Here is an 18589-nt window from a genome sequence, read left to right as displayed (position 1 = left end):
AGTCAAAACAACCTCTAAAGTAGCTTTAAAATATACCTCATATTCTTTAACACTATATAGTATCTTTACATTCTAAAATATTAGTGAATTCTATGAGTTTTAAAAAAGAAATAGCCCGTCGCCGAACGTTTGGAATTGTATCTCACCCAGATGCAGGAAAGACAACACTTACTGAAAAATTACTCCTTTTTGGTGGAGCAATTCAAGAAGCTGGGGCTGTAAAATCTAATAAAATTAAAAAGGGAGCGACGAGTGACTTTATGGAAATAGAACGCCAGCGTGGTATTTCTGTAGCCACTTCTGTTCTTGCTTTTGAATATAATGGCATTAAAATAAACATCCTTGATACTCCTGGTCACAAGGATTTTGCCGAAGATACTTTTAGAACATTAACTGCTGTAGATAGTGTTATTGTGGTAGTAGATGTCGCAAAAGGTGTAGAGCCACAGACAGAAAAACTCGTGGAAGTATGTAGAATGCGCAACATCCCAATGATTGTTTTTGTAAATAAACTGGATCGTGAGGGTAAAGATGCTTTTGAACTACTAGATGAAATAGAAGAAAAACTACACCTATCAGTTACTCCTTTAAGTTTCCCTATTGGTATGGGATATGATTTTAAAGGAATTTACAACCTTTGGGAGAAAAATGTTAACCTCTTTAGTGGAGATAGTAGAAAAAATATCGAGGAAACCATCAAAATCTCAAATCTTCAAGATGAAGTGCTTGATAAGCTCGTAGGCCCTAAAGCTGCCGATAATCTTAGAGAAGAGATAGGGCTAGTACAAGGAGTATATCCAGCGTTTAACCAGCAGGATTATCTTGATGGAAAGCAACAACCTGTATTTTTTGGTTCTGCCTTAAATAATTTTGGAGTAAGGGAATTACTAGATTGTTTTGTAAAAATTGCTCCACCACCACGTCCAAAAAAGAGTGAAGAACGCCTAGTACAACCAGATGAAAAAGACTTCTCTGGCTTTGTATTTAAGATTCACGCAAACATGGATCCTAAGCACAGGGACAGACTTGCTTTTATAAAAATAGTTTCTGGTGTTTTTGAACGCAACAAGCCTTATTTACACGTAAGACATAAAAAAAACCTCAAGTTTTCTAGTCCTAACGCATTTTTTGCAGAGCGTAAGGAGATTGTAGATATCTCATACCCAGGTGATATTGTGGGACTACACGATACCGGTAACTTTAAAATAGGTGACACACTTACTTCTGGCGAAGAGCTGCATTACAAAGGAATACCTGCATTCTCTCCTGAGCATTTCAGGTATATAAACAATGCAGACCCTATGAAATCTAAGCAGCTTGCAAAGGGAATTGACCAACTTATGGATGAAGGCGTAGCGCAATTATTTACGCTAGAGCTTAATGGCCGTAAGGTTATAGGTACTGTAGGAGCGCTACAATATGAGGTAATACAATACCGCCTTGAGCACGAATATGGAGCTAAGTGTACCTACGAACCTCTAAGTGTGTCAAAAGCTTGCTGGGTTGACCCAGAAGATCCAAAAAGTGAAGAGTTCAAAGAATTTTTACGAGTAAAACAACGTTTTATGGCAAAAGACAAAAGAGGCCAACTCGTATTTCTAGCAGATTCTCCATTTACTTTACAAATGACACAACAAAAATATCCGTCTGTAAAAATGCACTATGTAAGTGAATTTAAAGATTAAGAGATTTAAAACTAAATTTTCAACAAATAACTAATTTAAAGACGATTAAAAGCATTTTGCAACAAAAGACAACTAGTTGCATCACAAATTTTAAATAACAGCTTAAAATAGGCTTATTTAAAGCAAATATTAATTAGCTAAATTTATTGAAAATAACTTTTGTATAGAAATTACAAATACCTATAATTTCAAGCTGAGTATAGTTATTTATAAAAAAGGTGTGCACATTAAATGAGCACACCTTTTTTATTTTTCAAAAACCTTCTCTACTTGTTAATGCTTGATTAAATAATTTCCAATTGCACAGGATAGACATTTATTGAGATCACAGTAGTTTGCTTTTAATTCTAATAACGCTTGGGTTTCTTGAGCATTTTGTGCTCGATCTCTTAATGAGTTATATTTATTGATTATACTATTACTTTCAGGTTTTATGGCATGCATCATAGAAAGCAGTACCTCACTCTCATCTTTCCCTAAGTATTGATTATAGAAGAATCTCAAAGGTATAATCGCGTTAATGATAATGATATCTATAAATGACGACGAGAGTTTCTTAGCACGTTTTTTCTGATCTTTCCCAAAAGAATAATGTGTATCCCAATATTGAGAAGCTTTAATATCGAACAGGGCATATAACTCAGCGACAGTAGCTGCAGACATCATCTTCTGAAACAAATTCAGGTGTTTGTGATATAACTGTGCCACTTGTGATAGTCGTAATGTCGGGAAGTTATCTGGTCTCAGTTTATAAAATTGTACAGGTAGCACTCCATCACTAGCTATCTGAAATTTATGAGATACAAACTCATACTCTCCTTGCAATTGCATCGGGTATGAGTCTATAGTGTTTTCCGGCAATAATCCAGCCATACCTAATAATAATGCTTCTAGTCTAAAGGGTTCTTGAGCGCATTTACGCACGATGGAAAAGTCAATTTTTTCGGCGATGGATTGAAAAGCATTTGCGTTTACTTTGGTGCCAAAACTGCGCATGAGCAACACAAAAAGCGCCGCTTCCCAGTCACCATTTACCTTGTTAAGCATAGGTGTGATGTGTTCCGTTTTTCGCGTTAAGCGTTCAAAATAGAGACGTTCTAGCCAGTTGCTTTGTATCATCTGTGGAATCTCTCTTATGCTGTTCTCACAATTAATCCATTGTTGTGACTGATTATTAAAGAGCTCCTTATAACTTCTCAACGCCTTTTCGACAACTAGCTCTTTGAGTACTAAGGTTGGGATGGCAGTATTGTCTTTTCTGTAAATCTCTACGTCATGCTCCCACACTACATGGAGAATCACATTGTCATAAGCGGCATCTGTCTCATGATTATGCGCATACCAATCTGAAGATTTTAAGTGAATTTCTACATTTCCAGCCCACTTTTGATTGCCTATCACAAGGGTGGTATTAAAAAAGTCTGGACCGGCTAGATGATTATGTTGTCCTACGTTGATTAATGTAATGGGTAAGCCTGTGGTGGTTTCTGCTTTCGCGAAAGCGTACTTCTTAAATTTCCATAAGTAATGTAAAAAGTCTTCTTGCATGTTGCTTATTTCTCAAAGCTAAAATACATCTTTCTGATTACTAACAAAATACGAAGTTCGCCAATGAGAACAACATCACAATAGTGCACAAAAAAAAGCGGGACGATGTCCCGCTTTTTTTTAAAGTGATATGTATTTACATCGCATTAATAATATCATGCTTTGTAATAATATGATGTTTACCATCGCCTAGATCTACTAAGACTGCATTATTTTCTTTTGAGATAAGTTTTGAAACCTCTGCTACGGTAGCATTTTTCTGCACAATAGGATATGCTGCTCCCATCACCTCCTTGATAGGTAAATCTGCCACCTCGTTATTCTCCATGTATGCTCTAAAGAGGTCACCCTCATCTACAGAACCTACAATACCTGTCACATCTTCTACAGGGATTTGTGAGATTTTATAATCACGCATGCGCTCTATAGCGTGCGACACCAGCTCCTCTGTCTTTACAGTAACAAGTGGTTTATCTATATGATTCTGAATTAAATCGCTTGCTACTTTATATTCCTGGTCTAAGAAACCGCGCTCACGCATCCAGTCGTCATTAAACATCTTCCCTACGTAACGGCTACCGTGATCGTGGAAGAGTACTACCACAACATCATCTGGGCCAAATTTCCCCTCCTCATTAAGTTGTAATAATCCCTTAATTGCAGAACCTGCAGAATTCCCCAAGAACATTCCTTCCTCTTTGGCAAGGCGTCTTGTGTATACAGCAGCATCCTTATCTGTTACCTTTGTAAATCCATCGATGATGCTGAAGTTTACATTAAGCGGTAATATATCTTCCCCTATTCCCTCAGTGATGTATGGGTAAATCTCATTTTCGTCAAAAATACCTGTCTCCTTATATTTTTTAAATACAGAACCATACGTATCAATTCCCCATACTTTTACATTTGGGTTTTTCATTTTAAGATAGCTTCCTACCCCAGAGATGGTACCTCCTGTTCCTACACCTACCACAAAGTGCGTCACCTTTCCATCTGTTTGATCCCAGATTTCTGGTCCCGTACTATTAAAGTGTGCCTTACAGTTAGAAGGATTATCATACTGGTTTACGTACCAGCTATTTGGTGTTTCTTCGGCAAGTCTTTTTGATGTAGAGTAGTATGATCTTGGATCTGATGGCTCCACGTTTGTAGGACATACTACCACCTCACTACCTACAGCACGCAAGATATCCATCTTCTCTTTAGACTGCTTATCTGAGATTACACAGATCATTTTATACCCTTTAATAATCGCAGCAAGGGCAAGACCCATTCCCGTATTACCAGAAGTACCTTCTATAATAGTCCCTCCAGGTTTAAGAATCCCTGCAGCCTCTGCATCTTCTACCATCTGTAACGCCATACGGTCTTTTACAGAGTTCCCAGGGTTAAAAGTTTCATATTTTGCTAGCACAAGACAAGGAAGGTCTTTTACAAGGGCGTTCATTTTTACCATAGGAGTGTCTCCTATCGTTCCTAATATATTTTCAGCGTATTTCATAATCTTCTTTTGTGGGTACAAAGATACTTTTTACAAGACAGATGCGAGAATGACTTTACAGATTATTGGTATTGAGGTTTTGTACGCTTTCGCGAAAGCTGCCTCCCATTTACTTTGACAAGCGTAACTATGTTATTAATTATCTACTATTAAAACTTGGGAGATTAGATGATTATAATATTACCATACAATCCTTCAATACTGTAATTCACGTTACAGCTGCGTCTTGATTTATATCTAGTCTATATTTTAAATTATTCCTTACTTTTGGATAATCGCATACAAACACACATGGAAACCAATAGCTCACCTTTTACTAGAGAAATGTTGCTTCCTCAAGAGGAATGTCTTGAGGTCGAAAAGAAACGAGGAGAGCTCTTTATTGGGATTCCTAGAGAGACACACTTTCAAGAACGCAGGGTATGCTTAACGCCCGATGCTGTGGGAGCACTTACGGCAAATGGACACCGCGTGATGGTGGAGTCTAAAGCTGGAAAAGGAGCACGCTACACAGATAAGGACTACTCAGAAAACGGCGCCGAGATCACGCAAGACACTGCCAAAGTGTTTTCTTGCCCTATGATTCTTAAGGTAGAACCACCTTCTCTAGAAGAAATTGAGATGATGAACCCACAAACGGTGCTCATCTCTGCCTTACAGATCAAAACCCAGAAGAAACAATATTTTGAAAAACTCGCCAGCAAGCGCATCACCGCACTCGCTTTTGAGTTTATAAAAGATGAAGACGGCACCTACCCTGCCGTGCGCACACTCTCTGAGATTGCTGGTACCGCAGCTGTACAGATGGCGGCAGAGATTATGTCTAGCCCAGAAACGGGTACAGGTATGCTGCTAGGGAATATAAGCGGCGTGCCACCAGCAGAAATTGTGATTATAGGAGCAGGCACCGTAGGCGAGTTTGCCGCGCGATCTGCTATCGGACTAGGAGCAAATGTGAAGATTTTTGACAACTCTATCACAAAACTACGCTGCATACAGACTAATGTAGGCAGGCCATTATACACCTCTACCCTACAGCCTAAGAATCTTGTAAAAGCCCTCAAGCGTTGTGACGTGGTCATAGGTGCTGTGCGAGGTGCAAACCGCGCACCGGTCATAGTGAGCGAGCGCATGGTAGAAGGGATGAAAAATGGCGCGGTCATTATAGATGTAAGTATCGATATGGGAGGTTGTTTTGAAACCTCAGAAGTTACTACCCATGATAAACCTACCTATAAAAAACATGGAGTAACGCACTACTGTGTACCTAATATCCCTGCGAGATTTGCCCGTACGGCATCTGTATCTCTCAGTAATATTTTTACCCCTTACCTACTTGACATTGCAGAGGAAGGTGGTATAGAAAATAAGCTACGCTACGACCGCGGATTAAAAAATGGATTGTATTTTTACCACGGTATTTTAACCAAAAAATCGGTAGCAGATTGGTTTGACCTTTCTTACCGAGACATCAACCTTTTGATCTTCTAGCAACACAATGCACACTCTTAAACGTATAGGATATTACCTCGGTGGCTTTTCCATTGGGCTTGTTTTACTTGCTTTCTTTTTTAGCGGTAAAAAAACCAGCTGTGCTTACTTCCCACAAGAGCGTGTGCTTAAAAACCTGCGTGTAAAACCTTATAAGCTCACCCCAGAAGCAGCGCAGTCACTTGCCGCTATGCAACTAGATACGGTCACTATAAACCGTTTACTAAAACTAGGGGATGTAGATTTTGGAGAGAGCGTACCTCGCCGCGAGCCGTGTGGTTATTTTGTAATCACAGGCCAAGATGAAGCAGGAAACAATCTCAAAATGGAACTAGACAACTGTAAAGAAGCAGTGAGCATCAAGTCCCTTACCAAAATAGCCAACTAGTTTCTTATTACGCTTTCGCGAAAATGTGATATCACACGACCCAGTCTTGTGGTAGATAATTACGACCTATTACAAATTCTTTAATAGCCGATTACAAGCTTTTACAATTGGAAAACATGCGTTTATACGCTGAAAATCGAGATTGCTAGAATTAGGTAAAAACATTCCTTTATACACCTCTTATGGGGATGATAACTAATGTATTTTTAATAACTTGCGTTTATATATACGTTATCGACAATTAAATAAAATGAAAATAGTACTATACATAATATTAGGAATAGTAATTCTTGTAATTGGGTTCTTTGCCTGGTTTTTTACTTTTTATCTAACTGTACCAGAGATAAAACTTAATGCCGAAATGTCTGAAACCGAAAGAATCGAAGCAATTGATATTTGGTTTCAAAATTTACAAGAATCGTACAAATTCAATGGAGTAGTTTTCTTTTCTAAGAATGGACGAATTCTACTTTCAAAAGGTTATGGATTTACAGATTACCAAAAGGATAAAATTTTGACAAATGAATCTTCATTAAGACTTGCTTCAGTCTCAAAACAATTCACAGCTGCAGGAATTCTACGCTTAATTGAAAAGAATTTAGTAAATCTTGATGATGACGTAAAGAAAATTATTCCGAATTTCCCGTATGAAAATATAACAATCAGAAATCTATTAAATCAGACATCTGGAGTTCCTGATATATATTTAGAACTTGCTGAAAAGAATAAAGAAGACATAGACATACTGACGAATCAAAAAGCTATTGAGCTAATAATAGAAGAGCAAAGGAAAATTAATTTTAAACCTAATGAGAAATATGAATATTCTAACACCAATTACATAATTCTTGCAAGAGTTATTGAAATAATATCTGAGTTCTCATTTGAAGAATACATGAAAAGAGAAATTTTCGTTCCATTGGGCATGAACAATACCAGAGTATGGAATTTACTTTCCGATGAATCAACGTTTCCAAATAAAGCCAATGATTTTAATAACCTAAAAGGAAACGTTACTGAATTAAAGCCATCATTTATAGATGGAGTAGCTGGTGACGGTGCTGTTTTTAGCTCAGCTAATGATATGCTAATTTGGGATAGATTTTGGTATCAAAACGACTTAATTAGCGAAGCAATATTGAAAGAGGCTTTTAAGAAGCCTGAACTTCTTAACGGGATGAAATCAGATTATGGTTTTGGTTGGTTGCTAACTGAAAATGGAATGTGGCACAATGGTGCATGGCTTGGAGCAAATACTGTAATCATGCGGAACACTAATAAAAAAACATGTACGGCTATTTTTGATAATTCATCAAATCTATTTTTTGATAAAATAATACAAGAATTAGGGAAAGTAAAAAAAGTCGATAACATGTGATATGAGATCAGACTTGCTATCGCAGCGTCCGCTCCATATCACTGAGACGTGGACAGCTGATTGCCAAAGGACATGTTTTTCATCTCAAGATAAGCCACATCCAAGGCAGTTGCATACTTGCAAATTCCCGCCGTCGTATGGCTCCGCTTCAAAATCAGAACACCTCAAAAGTCATTGAAATATCGAAGGGTTGAGTTTAGATCAAGAAGGAGCAAATCCGTTAGGATTTTAAAGCTCTCACCCTACCAATCAGCCGTCCACAGGCCACTGCTCAAAAATGTCTAAAGAATACATCTAAATCATAGAAAGCGCGAAACGTTGTTGCAACCAGCCACAACTACAGCATAAAGCGAATGAGACATTTTTGAAAGCTCTACGCGCGGCGACAGGTCCACAAATAACTGTATATTTAGACAATCAATTAATAAACAAATAAATAAAGGCTACCCAGCAAAAATGCCGCACTCGCTTTATGCAGTGGCCTGTTGTAGCTAATGCAAAAAATGAACGACGAAATTAAACGAAAATCGGATTTTTATTCAGGATTGATTGATAAAAACTACAATCAACTCAAGGAATTTTATGACTATTCTTTTATGGAATTTTGCGAACTGAATTTACTGAAAAATGAAATTCTGACTTGCCAATTATTTGAACTTTTTCAGTCAAGTATCTTTAGCACAAATCACTTGCTTGAGAGAATGCTTAAACTTTCACTAATAAAATTGCATACTATTGACTTTGATTATTCTGATCTAGAAAAATATACAGAAAAACTAAACGAAAGTGAATCGGAATTTGACGGATTGACTTTATTTAATTCGCTAAAAAAAGCATTGGAAAAAGAGTTGATTACGGAAATGGAATATAATTATCTGATAAAAGCAAAAAACAATTTTCGGAATCCATACTCACACGCAGAAGTTGGAAAAGTAATAAAAAATGATAATGACTTTAGTGGTTTTATGTTCGACATAAATGATGTTAAAGAGAAATTGAAAAGCGGAAAACCATTAGACATTCCTAAACCGACAATTCTACCAAAATTTTCACCTGCAATAGCTCAAATGTTACAAGAAAATAATTCTAAACAATTTGCATTTGAATATTTTAAAGAAGTTTTTGGAGTATTAAAGGAATTAGAGAATAGAATAAAAGAACGAAAAAAGAAAAAACACTAGCTACAACACAGTATATAAAAAATTGCTGGTTTTTGGCTTAACCAAAGGTCGTTGCCAGTTTACTACGTCTGATTTTCCTTCGGAAAATCCTCGCATACAAAACCGCAACTTTCCATATACATAAACGTTGCCATTAATATAAAGATGACCTACACGAATTTCAAGAAAAAAATTAGCCAAAACCAAATAAGTGCATTTTTGCTAAGTAAACTGAATATTATAAAAGAAGAAATTCAATTTTTTGAAATAGATATTTATCCTGATTTTGATAAAGCTGAATATGAAAAAGGAATAGATAAAACTTACTATTTTGAAAACTCTTGGGACTTTAAAATGGAATACGATTCGATAATTAACGCAAAGATTATAGACAGTTCTGCTTTCGATTTTGAAACAATTTCGGGAATGGAAAAAAAATATAAAGTTGCTGAGAACAAAAGTCGGACTGATATAATTAAATCATCGTATTTATCTGACAAAGATTCTTACTCATATTATGGTCTTGAAAATTGGGATTCATTTAAGATAAATCCAGTTAGCGTATTAGAAATTGATAATGTAGAAAAAAAACTAAAATATAATGGTAGTTTTTTTGGAGAAGTTGGATATACAGAAATAGCTGATTTTAAAGTTTATGCTAAAATTAGAATCGAGGGATTTAAATACAATTTTGAATTTTACAAGGAGCTACTTGCGCAATCAAAAGCTCTATTATCTGAAAAAAAATATAATCTATCATATTTCATTACTTACTCTGCATTAGAAAATTATATAAATACTGAGCTTTGGAGTAATGATGATGAAACTCGTTTGGAGGATAAGCTAAAAACCTTGTGTAAAAGTAACTTGGGAAATTTAAATGGAAACAAAATTTACTCTTCCATCGTTTCTAACTTTAAACATTACACAGCTGACAGAAACACCATTGCTCACGGAAAAGAAACAATCTCAATTTCAGAAGAAAGAGTGTTTGAGTTTCTCAATTTCACATTACTTATAATATATATCAATCGGAATAAAATTAGTAGTTTTGAAGAGCTTTATGCAGAATATACTAATGGCAACAACGTGTATAATTAATTGCTTTAGCAAGTGCTTATTTGGAAAATTCCTTCGGAATTTTCTCGCGTTCGTTTTTGTTTACTAAATTAGTCGCTTAACCACGCAACTAACCATACACAAAACCGTGGACGGCTGATTGCCAAAGGACATGTTTTTCATCTCAAGATAAGCCACATCCAAGGCAGTAGCATACTTGTAAATTCCCGCCATCGTATGGCTCCTCTTCAAAATCAGAACATCTCAAAAGTCGTTGAAATATCGAAGAGTTGGGTGTAGATCGAGTGCGAGTAAATCCGCTAGGATTTTAAAGCTCCCACCCTACCAATCAGCCGTCCACAGGCCACTACTCAAAAATGCCAAGGGCATACATCTCAATTATAGAAAGCTCACACGTAGTTGCAACCAGCCACAACTATTACATAACGCGAATGTTGTGCCTTCCTCTCGCTCCACTCGTCGGAGGCAAGTTTGAAAGCTCTACGCGCGGCGCACAACTCCAAAATTCATTGTATATTTAGATCAAACAAACCAGACCGCAAATTAAAGCAAACCAGCAATCCCGATAGCTATCGGGAGCCGAACTCGCTTTATGTAGTGGCCTGTTGTGAGTAATTAGAATGAAAAGGAAAACGATAAATACATTAATAATCTTAATAACCATTAGCTTTAATCTTATAGGACAACATATTGGAGTTTATGCCAAAAAAAATGGGAAATTATGTTTCGAAAAGCCAATTTTTACGGAAGAAGATACTCAACTGAATAATAAGTTAAGATCGGCAAAAAACGAATTAGTTATACTGCAGAACTCAATTTCGATATCAGAAGAAAAATTGAAAGGAATGACTTTCACTGAACTTGAAATTTTAGCACTAAAATGCAATAATGTACAAGATAACGCGGACGGTGAAATTGAATACTCGGTATCAAGTGGAAACCCATTACCTGAAGACTTTTATGCGATTGGCGTAAAATGTAATGAAATGCATTGTTTTGTTTACGATCCAAAGTACTTAAAACACGAAAATTGGTCGAAATATGAAAATGCAGAAAGTGGGATAATTAAGATGATGAAAATCATGCATGAAACATTAAAGTCAAATATTGTAGTATCGGATTATATGCTTTATGACTACGAGAATTTAAATATGCTTTATGGGATTCTTAGGACGATGAAGGAAGTCTATAATCCTGATGAAGTGGCGATAATAATTGCACCTTAAAAAACGAAACTACTCACAACATTAGATAACAGAGAATCTTCCCTTTGGTCAGACTCTCGTTATCAAGGGACGTGGACGGCTGATTGCCAAAGGACATGTTTTTAATCTCAAGATAAGCCACATCCAAGGCAGTAGCATACTTGGAAATTCCCGCCGTCGTATGGCTCCACTTCAAAATCAGAACACCTCAAAAGTCGTTGAAATACCGAAGGGTTGAGTTTAGATCAAGTAAGAGTAAATCCGCTAGGATTTTAAAGCTCTTGTCGTCCTTCTATTGATAAACGGTGATTGGGTGACTAAGCGGTTCTTTGATGCCTTCCTCTCGCTATGCTCGTCGGAGGCAGGACTCAAAAATGCCTAGGGCATACATCTTAAGTATAGAAAGCTCACACGTAGTTGCAACCAGCCACAACTATTACATAACGCGAATGTTGTGCCTTCCTCTCGCTGCGCTCGTCGGAGGCAGGTTTGAAAGCTCTATGCGCGGCGCACAACTCCAAAATTCATTGTATATTTAGATCAAACAAACCAGACCATAAATTAGAGTAAATCAGCAATCCCGATAGCTATCGGAAGCCGCACTCGCTTTATGTAGTGACCTGTTGTAAACAATTATCAAGACGAATGATATTCACAGAAAAAACAAAAGGAAATGAGTTATACGTCTATATGAATGGAACATTGATTTATAAAAAATGGCTAGAAACTGGACAATCGAAAGTTTTTGATGTGATGGCTTACGATAAATACACTTTGAAATCAATTAAAAAAGGAAAATAAATTGACCGAATACAATTTAGAATATTTGAATTCTCTAATTGAGAATAAGGTAGAAGAAAGTCTTAATCTTGAATACAAATCTTCAGGAGCTTTAGGTAAACAGAATAATAAAACGACCGAAATATCTAAAGATGTAAGTTCGCTTGCAAATTCAGATGGAGGAGTTATTATTTATGGAATTGCAGAAGATGAAAATAATCATCTTCCAAAAGAAATTGACCCAATTGACCTTAAGCAATTCTCTAATGAATGGTTAGAGCAAATAATTGAAAGTAAAATTCGACCTAGAATGGCGAATTTTAAAATATATCCAATCAATATTGACTCAAATAAAGTTGTTTACGTTGTCGAAGTCAAAAAGAGCAATACAGCTCATCAAGCAGACGATAAGAGATATTATAAACGATTCAACTTCCAATCAACTGCAATGTATGATTATGAAGTTAGAGATATTATGAACAGGAGTAAGAATCCTATGATTTCTTTAGATTTTAAATTTAAAAATCAACACAAGGAAATTATTATATATGCAATAAATTCAGGTTCTGTTTATGCCAAATATGTAAACGTAAAATTTAGAATTCCAAAAAAGATTTGCGAAGAAAAATATTTTAATTCCTTCAACCACGAAATTTTTGAGATTAACACCGACAATACAATAAGAGACGTGCTAGATGTTCAAATTTTAGGAATGGGAAACGTAAATGAGAAATACGGACCTTCTAGGTATGAGCCAATATTACCAAAACAAAGATTTAAATTAACAGAAATAAAATTAACTAATTACCCTTTCGACTATGAAAATATATTAGAATGGGAAATATTTTGCGATAATTCTGAGCCAATAAAAGGAGAAGTAAGATTCGCTGATTTATTAAACAAATAACTGTTTACAACACCGTATGTAATTTATTGCTTGGTTCTAGCCTACTTACGAAAGTCCTCGCGGACTTTCTTGGTCGGTAATTATTTACTAAATTAGTTGCTTAAACCACGCAACAAACCATATACAACAACGTGGACGGCTGATTGCCAAAGGACATGTTTTTCATCTCAAGATAAGCCACATCCAAGGCAGTTGCATACTTGGAAATTCCCGCCATCGTATGGCTCCACTTCAAAATCAGAACACCTCAAAAGTCGTTGAAATATCGAAGAGTTGGGTATAGATCAAGTTAGAGCAAATCCGCTAGGATTTTAAAGCTCTTTATGTCTTTTTATTGATAAACGGTGATTGGGTAACTAACCGGTTCTTTAATGCCTTCCTCTCGCTATGCTCGTCGGAGGCAAGTTTGAAAGCTCTACGCGCGGCGCACAACTCCAAAATTCATTGTATATTTAGTCCAAACAAACCAGACCATAAATTAAAGCAAATCAGCAATCCCGATAGCTATCGGGAGCCGCACTCGCTTTATGCAGTGGCCTGTTGGCAAACATTTCGAACGACTCGTAAAATTCAACTTTTCCACTTCAAATCAAAACTATTTTAAAATAATTGAAATCAAAATAAATCTATTTTACTACACTAAATGTAAAGTATTATGTACTTTTATATAAAAATAATAGAATATGAAAACATATATATTACCTAATTGGTGTAAAAAAATTGGATTAATCCTTTTTATCATTACCTCTTTACTTAATGGAAGTTTGAATTTTATTAATAATTCGATCAATAAATATAAAATGTCTGGAATCAATACTTCCGAAATTGGAACGGAATCAGATAATGGAATATTAGGACTTTTAAATGCCTTTTCTGGAGGAGGATTGATTTATGGAATTGATTTTATTGCAATAATAGCAATGCTAATTTATATGATTTCGAAAGAAAAAGTAGAAGACGATTACATAGATAAATTAAGACTGGAATCTTTTCAACTGACTTTTATTATTGGATTGTTAGCTACAACTTTTATTTATATGCTAGCAAAAGATTTAAAACTGACTTTAGATTATTTTATATTTCCATTGCTTTGGTCATACATAATAATATTCTTTATTAAAAGAAAAATGTATTTATGAAAAATCTTGTAAAAGTAGAAAGAGCTAGGCATAACTTGACACAAGCAGAATTGGCGAAAGAAATAAACGTTTCTCGACAAACTATTCACGCAATAGAAAAAAGCAAATTTAATCCATCTGTTACTTTAGCAATTAGAATGGCTCGTTTTTTCAAAGTAACTGTTGAATATTTATTTGATATTGACGATTAATATAAACTGAATCAAAAAAAACGATTTGCCAACAACTTATAAAATTAATTGCTGGTTTTAGTCAATTTACGAAAGTTTTCGCAGACTTTCTATCTGTGATTTTTTGCTAACTTTAGTTGCTTAAACCTCGCAACAAACCATATACAAAAAAGTGGACGGCTGATTGCCAAAGGACATGTTTTTCATCTCAAGATAAGCCACATCCAAGGCAGTAGCATACTTGGAAATTCCCGCCGTCGTATGGCTCCACTTCAAAATCAGAACACCTTAAAAGTCGTTGAAATATTGAAGAGTTAGGTATAGATCAAGAAGGAGCAAATCCGCTAGGATTTTAAAGCTCTTGGTGTCTTTCTATTGGTAAACGGTTATGGGTTGACTAAGCGGTTCTTTGATGCCTTCCTCTCGCTATGCTCGTCGGAGGCAGGGCTCAAAAATGTCTAAAGAATACATCTAAAGCAAAGAAAGCTCGAGACGTGGTTGCGCCTGTGCATTGCTCTCGCTCGTTCCTCACTCGTCGGGTGCAAGAACTACAGTATAAAGCGTCCCGAAGTACATCGGGATTTGAAAGCTCTACGCGCGGCGCAGAACTCCAAAATTCATTGTATATTTAGATCAAACAAACAAGACCGCAAATTAAAGCAGATCAGCAATCCCGATAGCTATCGGGAGCCGCACTCGCTTTATGCAGTGGCCTGTTGTGCGTAATTTAAGAAACCGTGATAATACGAAAGGAAATAAAAGATGATAATGAACTGTATTTGTATTTCAATGGAAAATTGATTTACAAAAGATGGTTGAATTTAGGTTACGGAAAAGTTTTTGACACGCACGCTTTCGGAAAATACACGGATTATAGTATTACTGATTTTGACCTTGAAGAAACACCTGAATTAGTTCACGTAAAAGCGAAACTAACTCTAGTTCCAACAGAAGAAGGCGGAAGAAAAACTGGAATTGCAAGTGGATATCGTCCAAATCACGTTTTCGAATATCAAGCAAACGGACAATTTAAGTATGCTTATATGGGAGATATTCAATTCGAGAAAGACGATTGGATATTGCCTGGAGAAACTGAAGAAGTTTTAGTTCGGTTTTTATCAAGACAACCGATTGACGAATATATGGATATCGGACGAAAATGGTGGATTCACGAAGGAGCAAGAAAAATTGGAGAAGCAGAAATATTAGGAATTGAATTTCCGAAAACTGAATGAAAAAGTTGTTTAAATACATAAAACTTCTAATTTTACTAGTTCTTATTAATCAAATAGTCATTTTGATTTGTAACGATTCAATTAGAAAAGGATGGTGGAAAATCAATAGCGAAAATCGGCTGAATGAACACGATGTTCTCGAATTTGACACAAATCTGAATTGGAATGTCATTTCGGAAAAAGGAGTGAAAATCGGAATTGTACAATTATATATTGGAAAAAAAATATTGATTTCTAATCTGACTTTGACAGAATGGTATTGGTATGAAAATAAAGGATAAAAACTACCTACAACACCGTGTATAATTCATTGCTAGTTCTAGCCTACTTACGAAAGTCCTCGCGGACTTTCTATCTGTGATTTATTTGCTAACTTTAGTGCTTAACCACGCAACTAATTTAATAAACAATCACGTGGACGGCTGATTGCCAAAGGACATGTTTTTCATCTCAAGATATGCCACATCCAAGGCAGCAGCATACTTGGAAATTCCCGCCGTCATATGGCTCCACTTCAAAATCAGAACACCTCAAAAGTCATTGAAATATCGAAGAGTTAGGTATAGATTGAGTTAGAGTAAATCCGCTAGGATTTTAAAGCTCTTGGCATCTTTCTATTGATAAACGGTGATAGGATCACTAAACGGTTCTTTGATGCCTTCCTCTCGCTATGCTCGTCGGAGGCAGGACTCAAAAATGCCTAGGGTATACAACTCAATTATAGAAAGCTCACACGTAGTTGCAACCAGCCACAACTATTACATAACGCGAATGTTGTGCCTTCCTCTCGCTGCGCTCGTCGGAGGCAGGTTTGAAAGCTCTACGCGCGGCGCACAACTCCAAAATTCATTGTATATTTAGATCAAACAAACCAGACCATAAATTAAAGCAAACCAGCAATCCCGATAGCTATCGGGAGCCGCACTCGCTTTATGCAGTGGCCTGTTGTGCATAATGCGAAAATCGTGCTAAAATTGAACATTTGAACTAAAAACGCCAACGCACAAACAGCACATTTGTTTTTTTTACCGACACACAAGCCAACGCCAAAAAAAACCAAAAGAGCTGTTTTCTGCCAACGCTCGACATTAGCAATAAAAGAAAGAACAAAAACTGAAAATAAATATTAAAATGCGTCTTTTTTTATCCGTATTTTTAATGAATTGGAACTTAAACTAACCAAAGTTAAGTTTATCATAAACTTTATAATTCGCAAAATAAATAAGAAACATTATTTTGATAAAATCAAGGAATTATTATAATATTGCACGTTAATGAATTTTTTTTGAACATTAAAAATTACATACTCTTATTATTGTTTTTGTTCCTAACAGGAGCAAGTAGTCTTTATGGCAATACGTTACCAGTTTCTGGCGACGATAATTTTTATGAGCAGACTCAAAATGATGAAAATGATGTTAATACTTTTTCAGATATCGTTTTTCATAAAACTTCAGAAGAAAAAAAGGATAACCTTCTCTTTATAGAGTTGGTAAAAAATGAAGAGGTCGAGACTAATGACGAATCCTCTTCACATCAATTAACTTCATTTTATGGATACATTGTCGCTATGTTTAGTTCTCAGCCATTAGATGCGCTGTCTAAAGAACTACAAAACGATGTTATACGATACATTTCGAATTTTAATACCACTTCCACACGACTTCATGTCAAATTTCAGGTATTTATTATCTGATACTTCTTTCTGTGTAAACAAGTCTAAAATCGAGTTTACACTTTCTATTCTAAATTAATTTTCACTTTTTTCAGTACGTCTTAAACAAAGACTTACTTAACACATTTTACATATCCAATATTTCATACTTATGAAAAAATCAGTCATGATTATAGGCTTGTTTTTGCTTATAATTCAAACAAGTTGTCATACAAAAAAAGAAGAAAAAAAGGAACATACCGCCTTTCTTGTAACCAATCCTATTAAAAAAGACACCACAATTACTAAAGATTATGTGAGTCAAATTCATGCCATTAGGCACATTGAAGTAAGAGCTTTAGAAAAAGGCTATTTAAAGAGTATTTCAGTAGATGAAGGACAACTTGTTAAAAAAGGGCAAGCGATGTTCCAAATTATGCCTAATATTTATCAAGCTGAACTACAGAAAGCACAAGCAGAATCTAATGTCGCAGAAATTGAATTGCAGAACACCAAATTATTGGCAGATGGTAATGTGGTTTCTCAAAATGAATTAGCAATGGCAAGTGCCAACTATGATAAATCGAAAGCTGAAGTATCCTTAGCACAAACCCATTTAGGTTTTGCACAAATCAAAGCACCCTTTGATGGCATTATGGACCATCTTGAAGTGAGGGAAGGTAGTCTTTTGGATGAAGGCGAATTATTAACCACACTTTCAGACAACAGTAAAATGTGGGTATATTTTAATGTTCCTGAAGCGCAGTATTTAGATTATATGATGAACGGTCATAAAGATGATAAAGAAGAAGTTCGTTTGTTATTGGCAAATAACCGTGAGTTTAATCAAAAAGGTATTGTTGAGACTATAGAAGGCGAATTTAACAATGAAACTGGAAATATAGCCTTTCGTGCAACCTTTCCAAATCCTGACGGAGTGCTAAGACACGGACAAACAGGTAGTGTTTTAATGACAGTACCTTTTAAGGATGTGATTTTAATTCCGCAGAAAGCAACCTTCGAAATTTTAGATAAAACCTATGTTTTTGTTGTAGATAACGAAAATAGAGTAAGACAGCGTGAGATTACCATTGGCGCAGAATTACCAAATATCTATGTGATTAGTAAAGGACTTTCAGAAACTGATACCATTCTTTTAGAAGGTATTAGGATGGTTAAGAATAATGAAGAAATCCATACTAAGTTTGAAGAACCTAAAAAGGTTTTGGAATCGTTAGACCTGTACGCAGAATAATCCTAAATCTAAA

The 18589-nt window shown here is 35.7% G+C and carries 16 protein-coding genes; 14 read left to right on the top strand and 2 right to left on the bottom strand.

Annotated features, from left to right (window positions below; genetic code table 11):
* Positions 1 to 92 precede the first annotated feature (92 nt).
* Complete coding sequence (locus tag DCS32_RS11805; protein ID WP_108878446.1) at positions 93 to 1685, top strand: peptide chain release factor 3; 1593 nt, start codon at positions 93 to 95, stop codon at positions 1683 to 1685.
* Positions 1686 to 1958: 273 nt separating this feature from the next.
* On the opposite strand, the gene DCS32_RS11800 is transcribed toward DCS32_RS11805, so the two are convergent.
* Positions 1959 to 3233: a DUF2851 family protein gene (locus DCS32_RS11800; RefSeq protein ID WP_108878445.1), complete on the bottom strand. Its 1275-nt coding sequence runs from the start codon at positions 3231 to 3233 to the stop codon at positions 1959 to 1961.
* Between the two features lie 136 nt (positions 3234 to 3369).
* The gene (locus tag DCS32_RS11795) at positions 3370 to 4734 is read right to left on the bottom strand and encodes a pyridoxal-phosphate dependent enzyme (protein WP_108878444.1); all 1365 of its coding nucleotides are present in this window, start codon (positions 4732 to 4734) and stop codon (positions 3370 to 3372) included.
* Positions 4735 to 5025: 291 nt separating this feature from the next.
* On the opposite strand from DCS32_RS11795, the gene DCS32_RS11790 reads away from it, so the two are divergent.
* The 13 genes from DCS32_RS11790 (at position 5026) to DCS32_RS11725 (ending at position 18576) form a co-directional block, all read left to right on the top strand.
* Positions 5026 to 6225 (top strand): alanine dehydrogenase, encoded by a 1200-nt coding sequence (locus tag DCS32_RS11790; RefSeq protein WP_013749615.1) that lies wholly within the window; start codon positions 5026 to 5028, stop codon positions 6223 to 6225.
* A gap of 7 nt (positions 6226 to 6232) precedes the next feature.
* A complete protein-coding gene (locus DCS32_RS11785; protein WP_108878443.1) occupies positions 6233 to 6613 on the top strand; it encodes a hypothetical protein in 381 nt (126 codons plus the stop codon).
* A gap of 250 nt (positions 6614 to 6863) precedes the next feature.
* Positions 6864 to 7991 (top strand): serine hydrolase domain-containing protein, encoded by a 1128-nt coding sequence (locus DCS32_RS11780; protein WP_108878442.1) that lies wholly within the window; start codon positions 6864 to 6866, stop codon positions 7989 to 7991.
* A 503-nt stretch (positions 7992 to 8494) separates the two neighbouring features.
* Positions 8495 to 9172 carry a hypothetical protein gene (locus tag DCS32_RS11775; protein WP_108878441.1) on the top strand — a complete coding sequence of 226 codons (678 nt, stop codon included), beginning with the start codon at positions 8495 to 8497 and terminating at the stop codon, positions 9170 to 9172.
* 144 nt (positions 9173 to 9316) lie between these two features.
* Positions 9317 to 10252: a hypothetical protein gene (locus tag DCS32_RS11765; protein WP_162533648.1), complete on the top strand. Its 936-nt coding sequence runs from the start codon at positions 9317 to 9319 to the stop codon at positions 10250 to 10252.
* Between the two features lie 599 nt (positions 10253 to 10851).
* Positions 10852 to 11457, top strand: coding sequence for a hypothetical protein (locus DCS32_RS11760; protein ID WP_108878438.1), 606 nt, complete (start codon positions 10852 to 10854; stop codon positions 11455 to 11457).
* A 624-nt stretch (positions 11458 to 12081) separates the two neighbouring features.
* A complete protein-coding gene (locus tag DCS32_RS16145; protein WP_204161777.1) occupies positions 12082 to 12237 on the top strand; it encodes a hypothetical protein in 156 nt (51 codons plus the stop codon).
* Between the two features lies 1 nt (position 12238).
* The gene (locus DCS32_RS11755) at positions 12239 to 13123 is read left to right on the top strand and encodes a helix-turn-helix domain-containing protein (protein WP_108878437.1); all 885 of its coding nucleotides are present in this window, start codon (positions 12239 to 12241) and stop codon (positions 13121 to 13123) included.
* Positions 13124 to 13806: 683 nt separating this feature from the next.
* Positions 13807 to 14262, top strand: coding sequence for a hypothetical protein (locus DCS32_RS11750; protein ID WP_108878436.1), 456 nt, complete (start codon positions 13807 to 13809; stop codon positions 14260 to 14262).
* Positions 14259 to 14453: a helix-turn-helix transcriptional regulator gene (locus DCS32_RS11745; RefSeq protein WP_108878435.1), complete on the top strand. Its 195-nt coding sequence runs from the start codon at positions 14259 to 14261 to the stop codon at positions 14451 to 14453. Before DCS32_RS11750 ends, DCS32_RS11745 begins: the two co-directional genes overlap by 4 nt.
* 794 nt (positions 14454 to 15247) lie before the next feature.
* The gene (locus DCS32_RS11740; RefSeq protein ID WP_162533551.1) at positions 15248 to 15667 is read left to right on the top strand and encodes a hypothetical protein; all 420 of its coding nucleotides are present in this window, start codon (positions 15248 to 15250) and stop codon (positions 15665 to 15667) included.
* Positions 15668 to 16982: 1315 nt separating this feature from the next.
* The gene (locus DCS32_RS11730; RefSeq protein ID WP_162533647.1) at positions 16983 to 17363 is read left to right on the top strand and encodes a hypothetical protein; all 381 of its coding nucleotides are present in this window, start codon (positions 16983 to 16985) and stop codon (positions 17361 to 17363) included.
* A 130-nt stretch (positions 17364 to 17493) separates the two neighbouring features.
* Complete coding sequence (locus DCS32_RS11725) at positions 17494 to 18576, top strand: efflux RND transporter periplasmic adaptor subunit (RefSeq protein ID WP_108878431.1); 1083 nt, start codon at positions 17494 to 17496, stop codon at positions 18574 to 18576.
* Positions 18577 to 18589: the final 13 nt, after the last annotated feature.

Source organism: Dokdonia sp. Dokd-P16, assembly GCF_003095655.1.
Classification (GTDB): Bacteria; Bacteroidota; Bacteroidia; order Flavobacteriales; family Flavobacteriaceae; genus Dokdonia.
The sequence above is the reverse complement of the archived record's forward strand: the minus strand, read 5'-3'. Positions and strand labels throughout refer to the sequence as shown.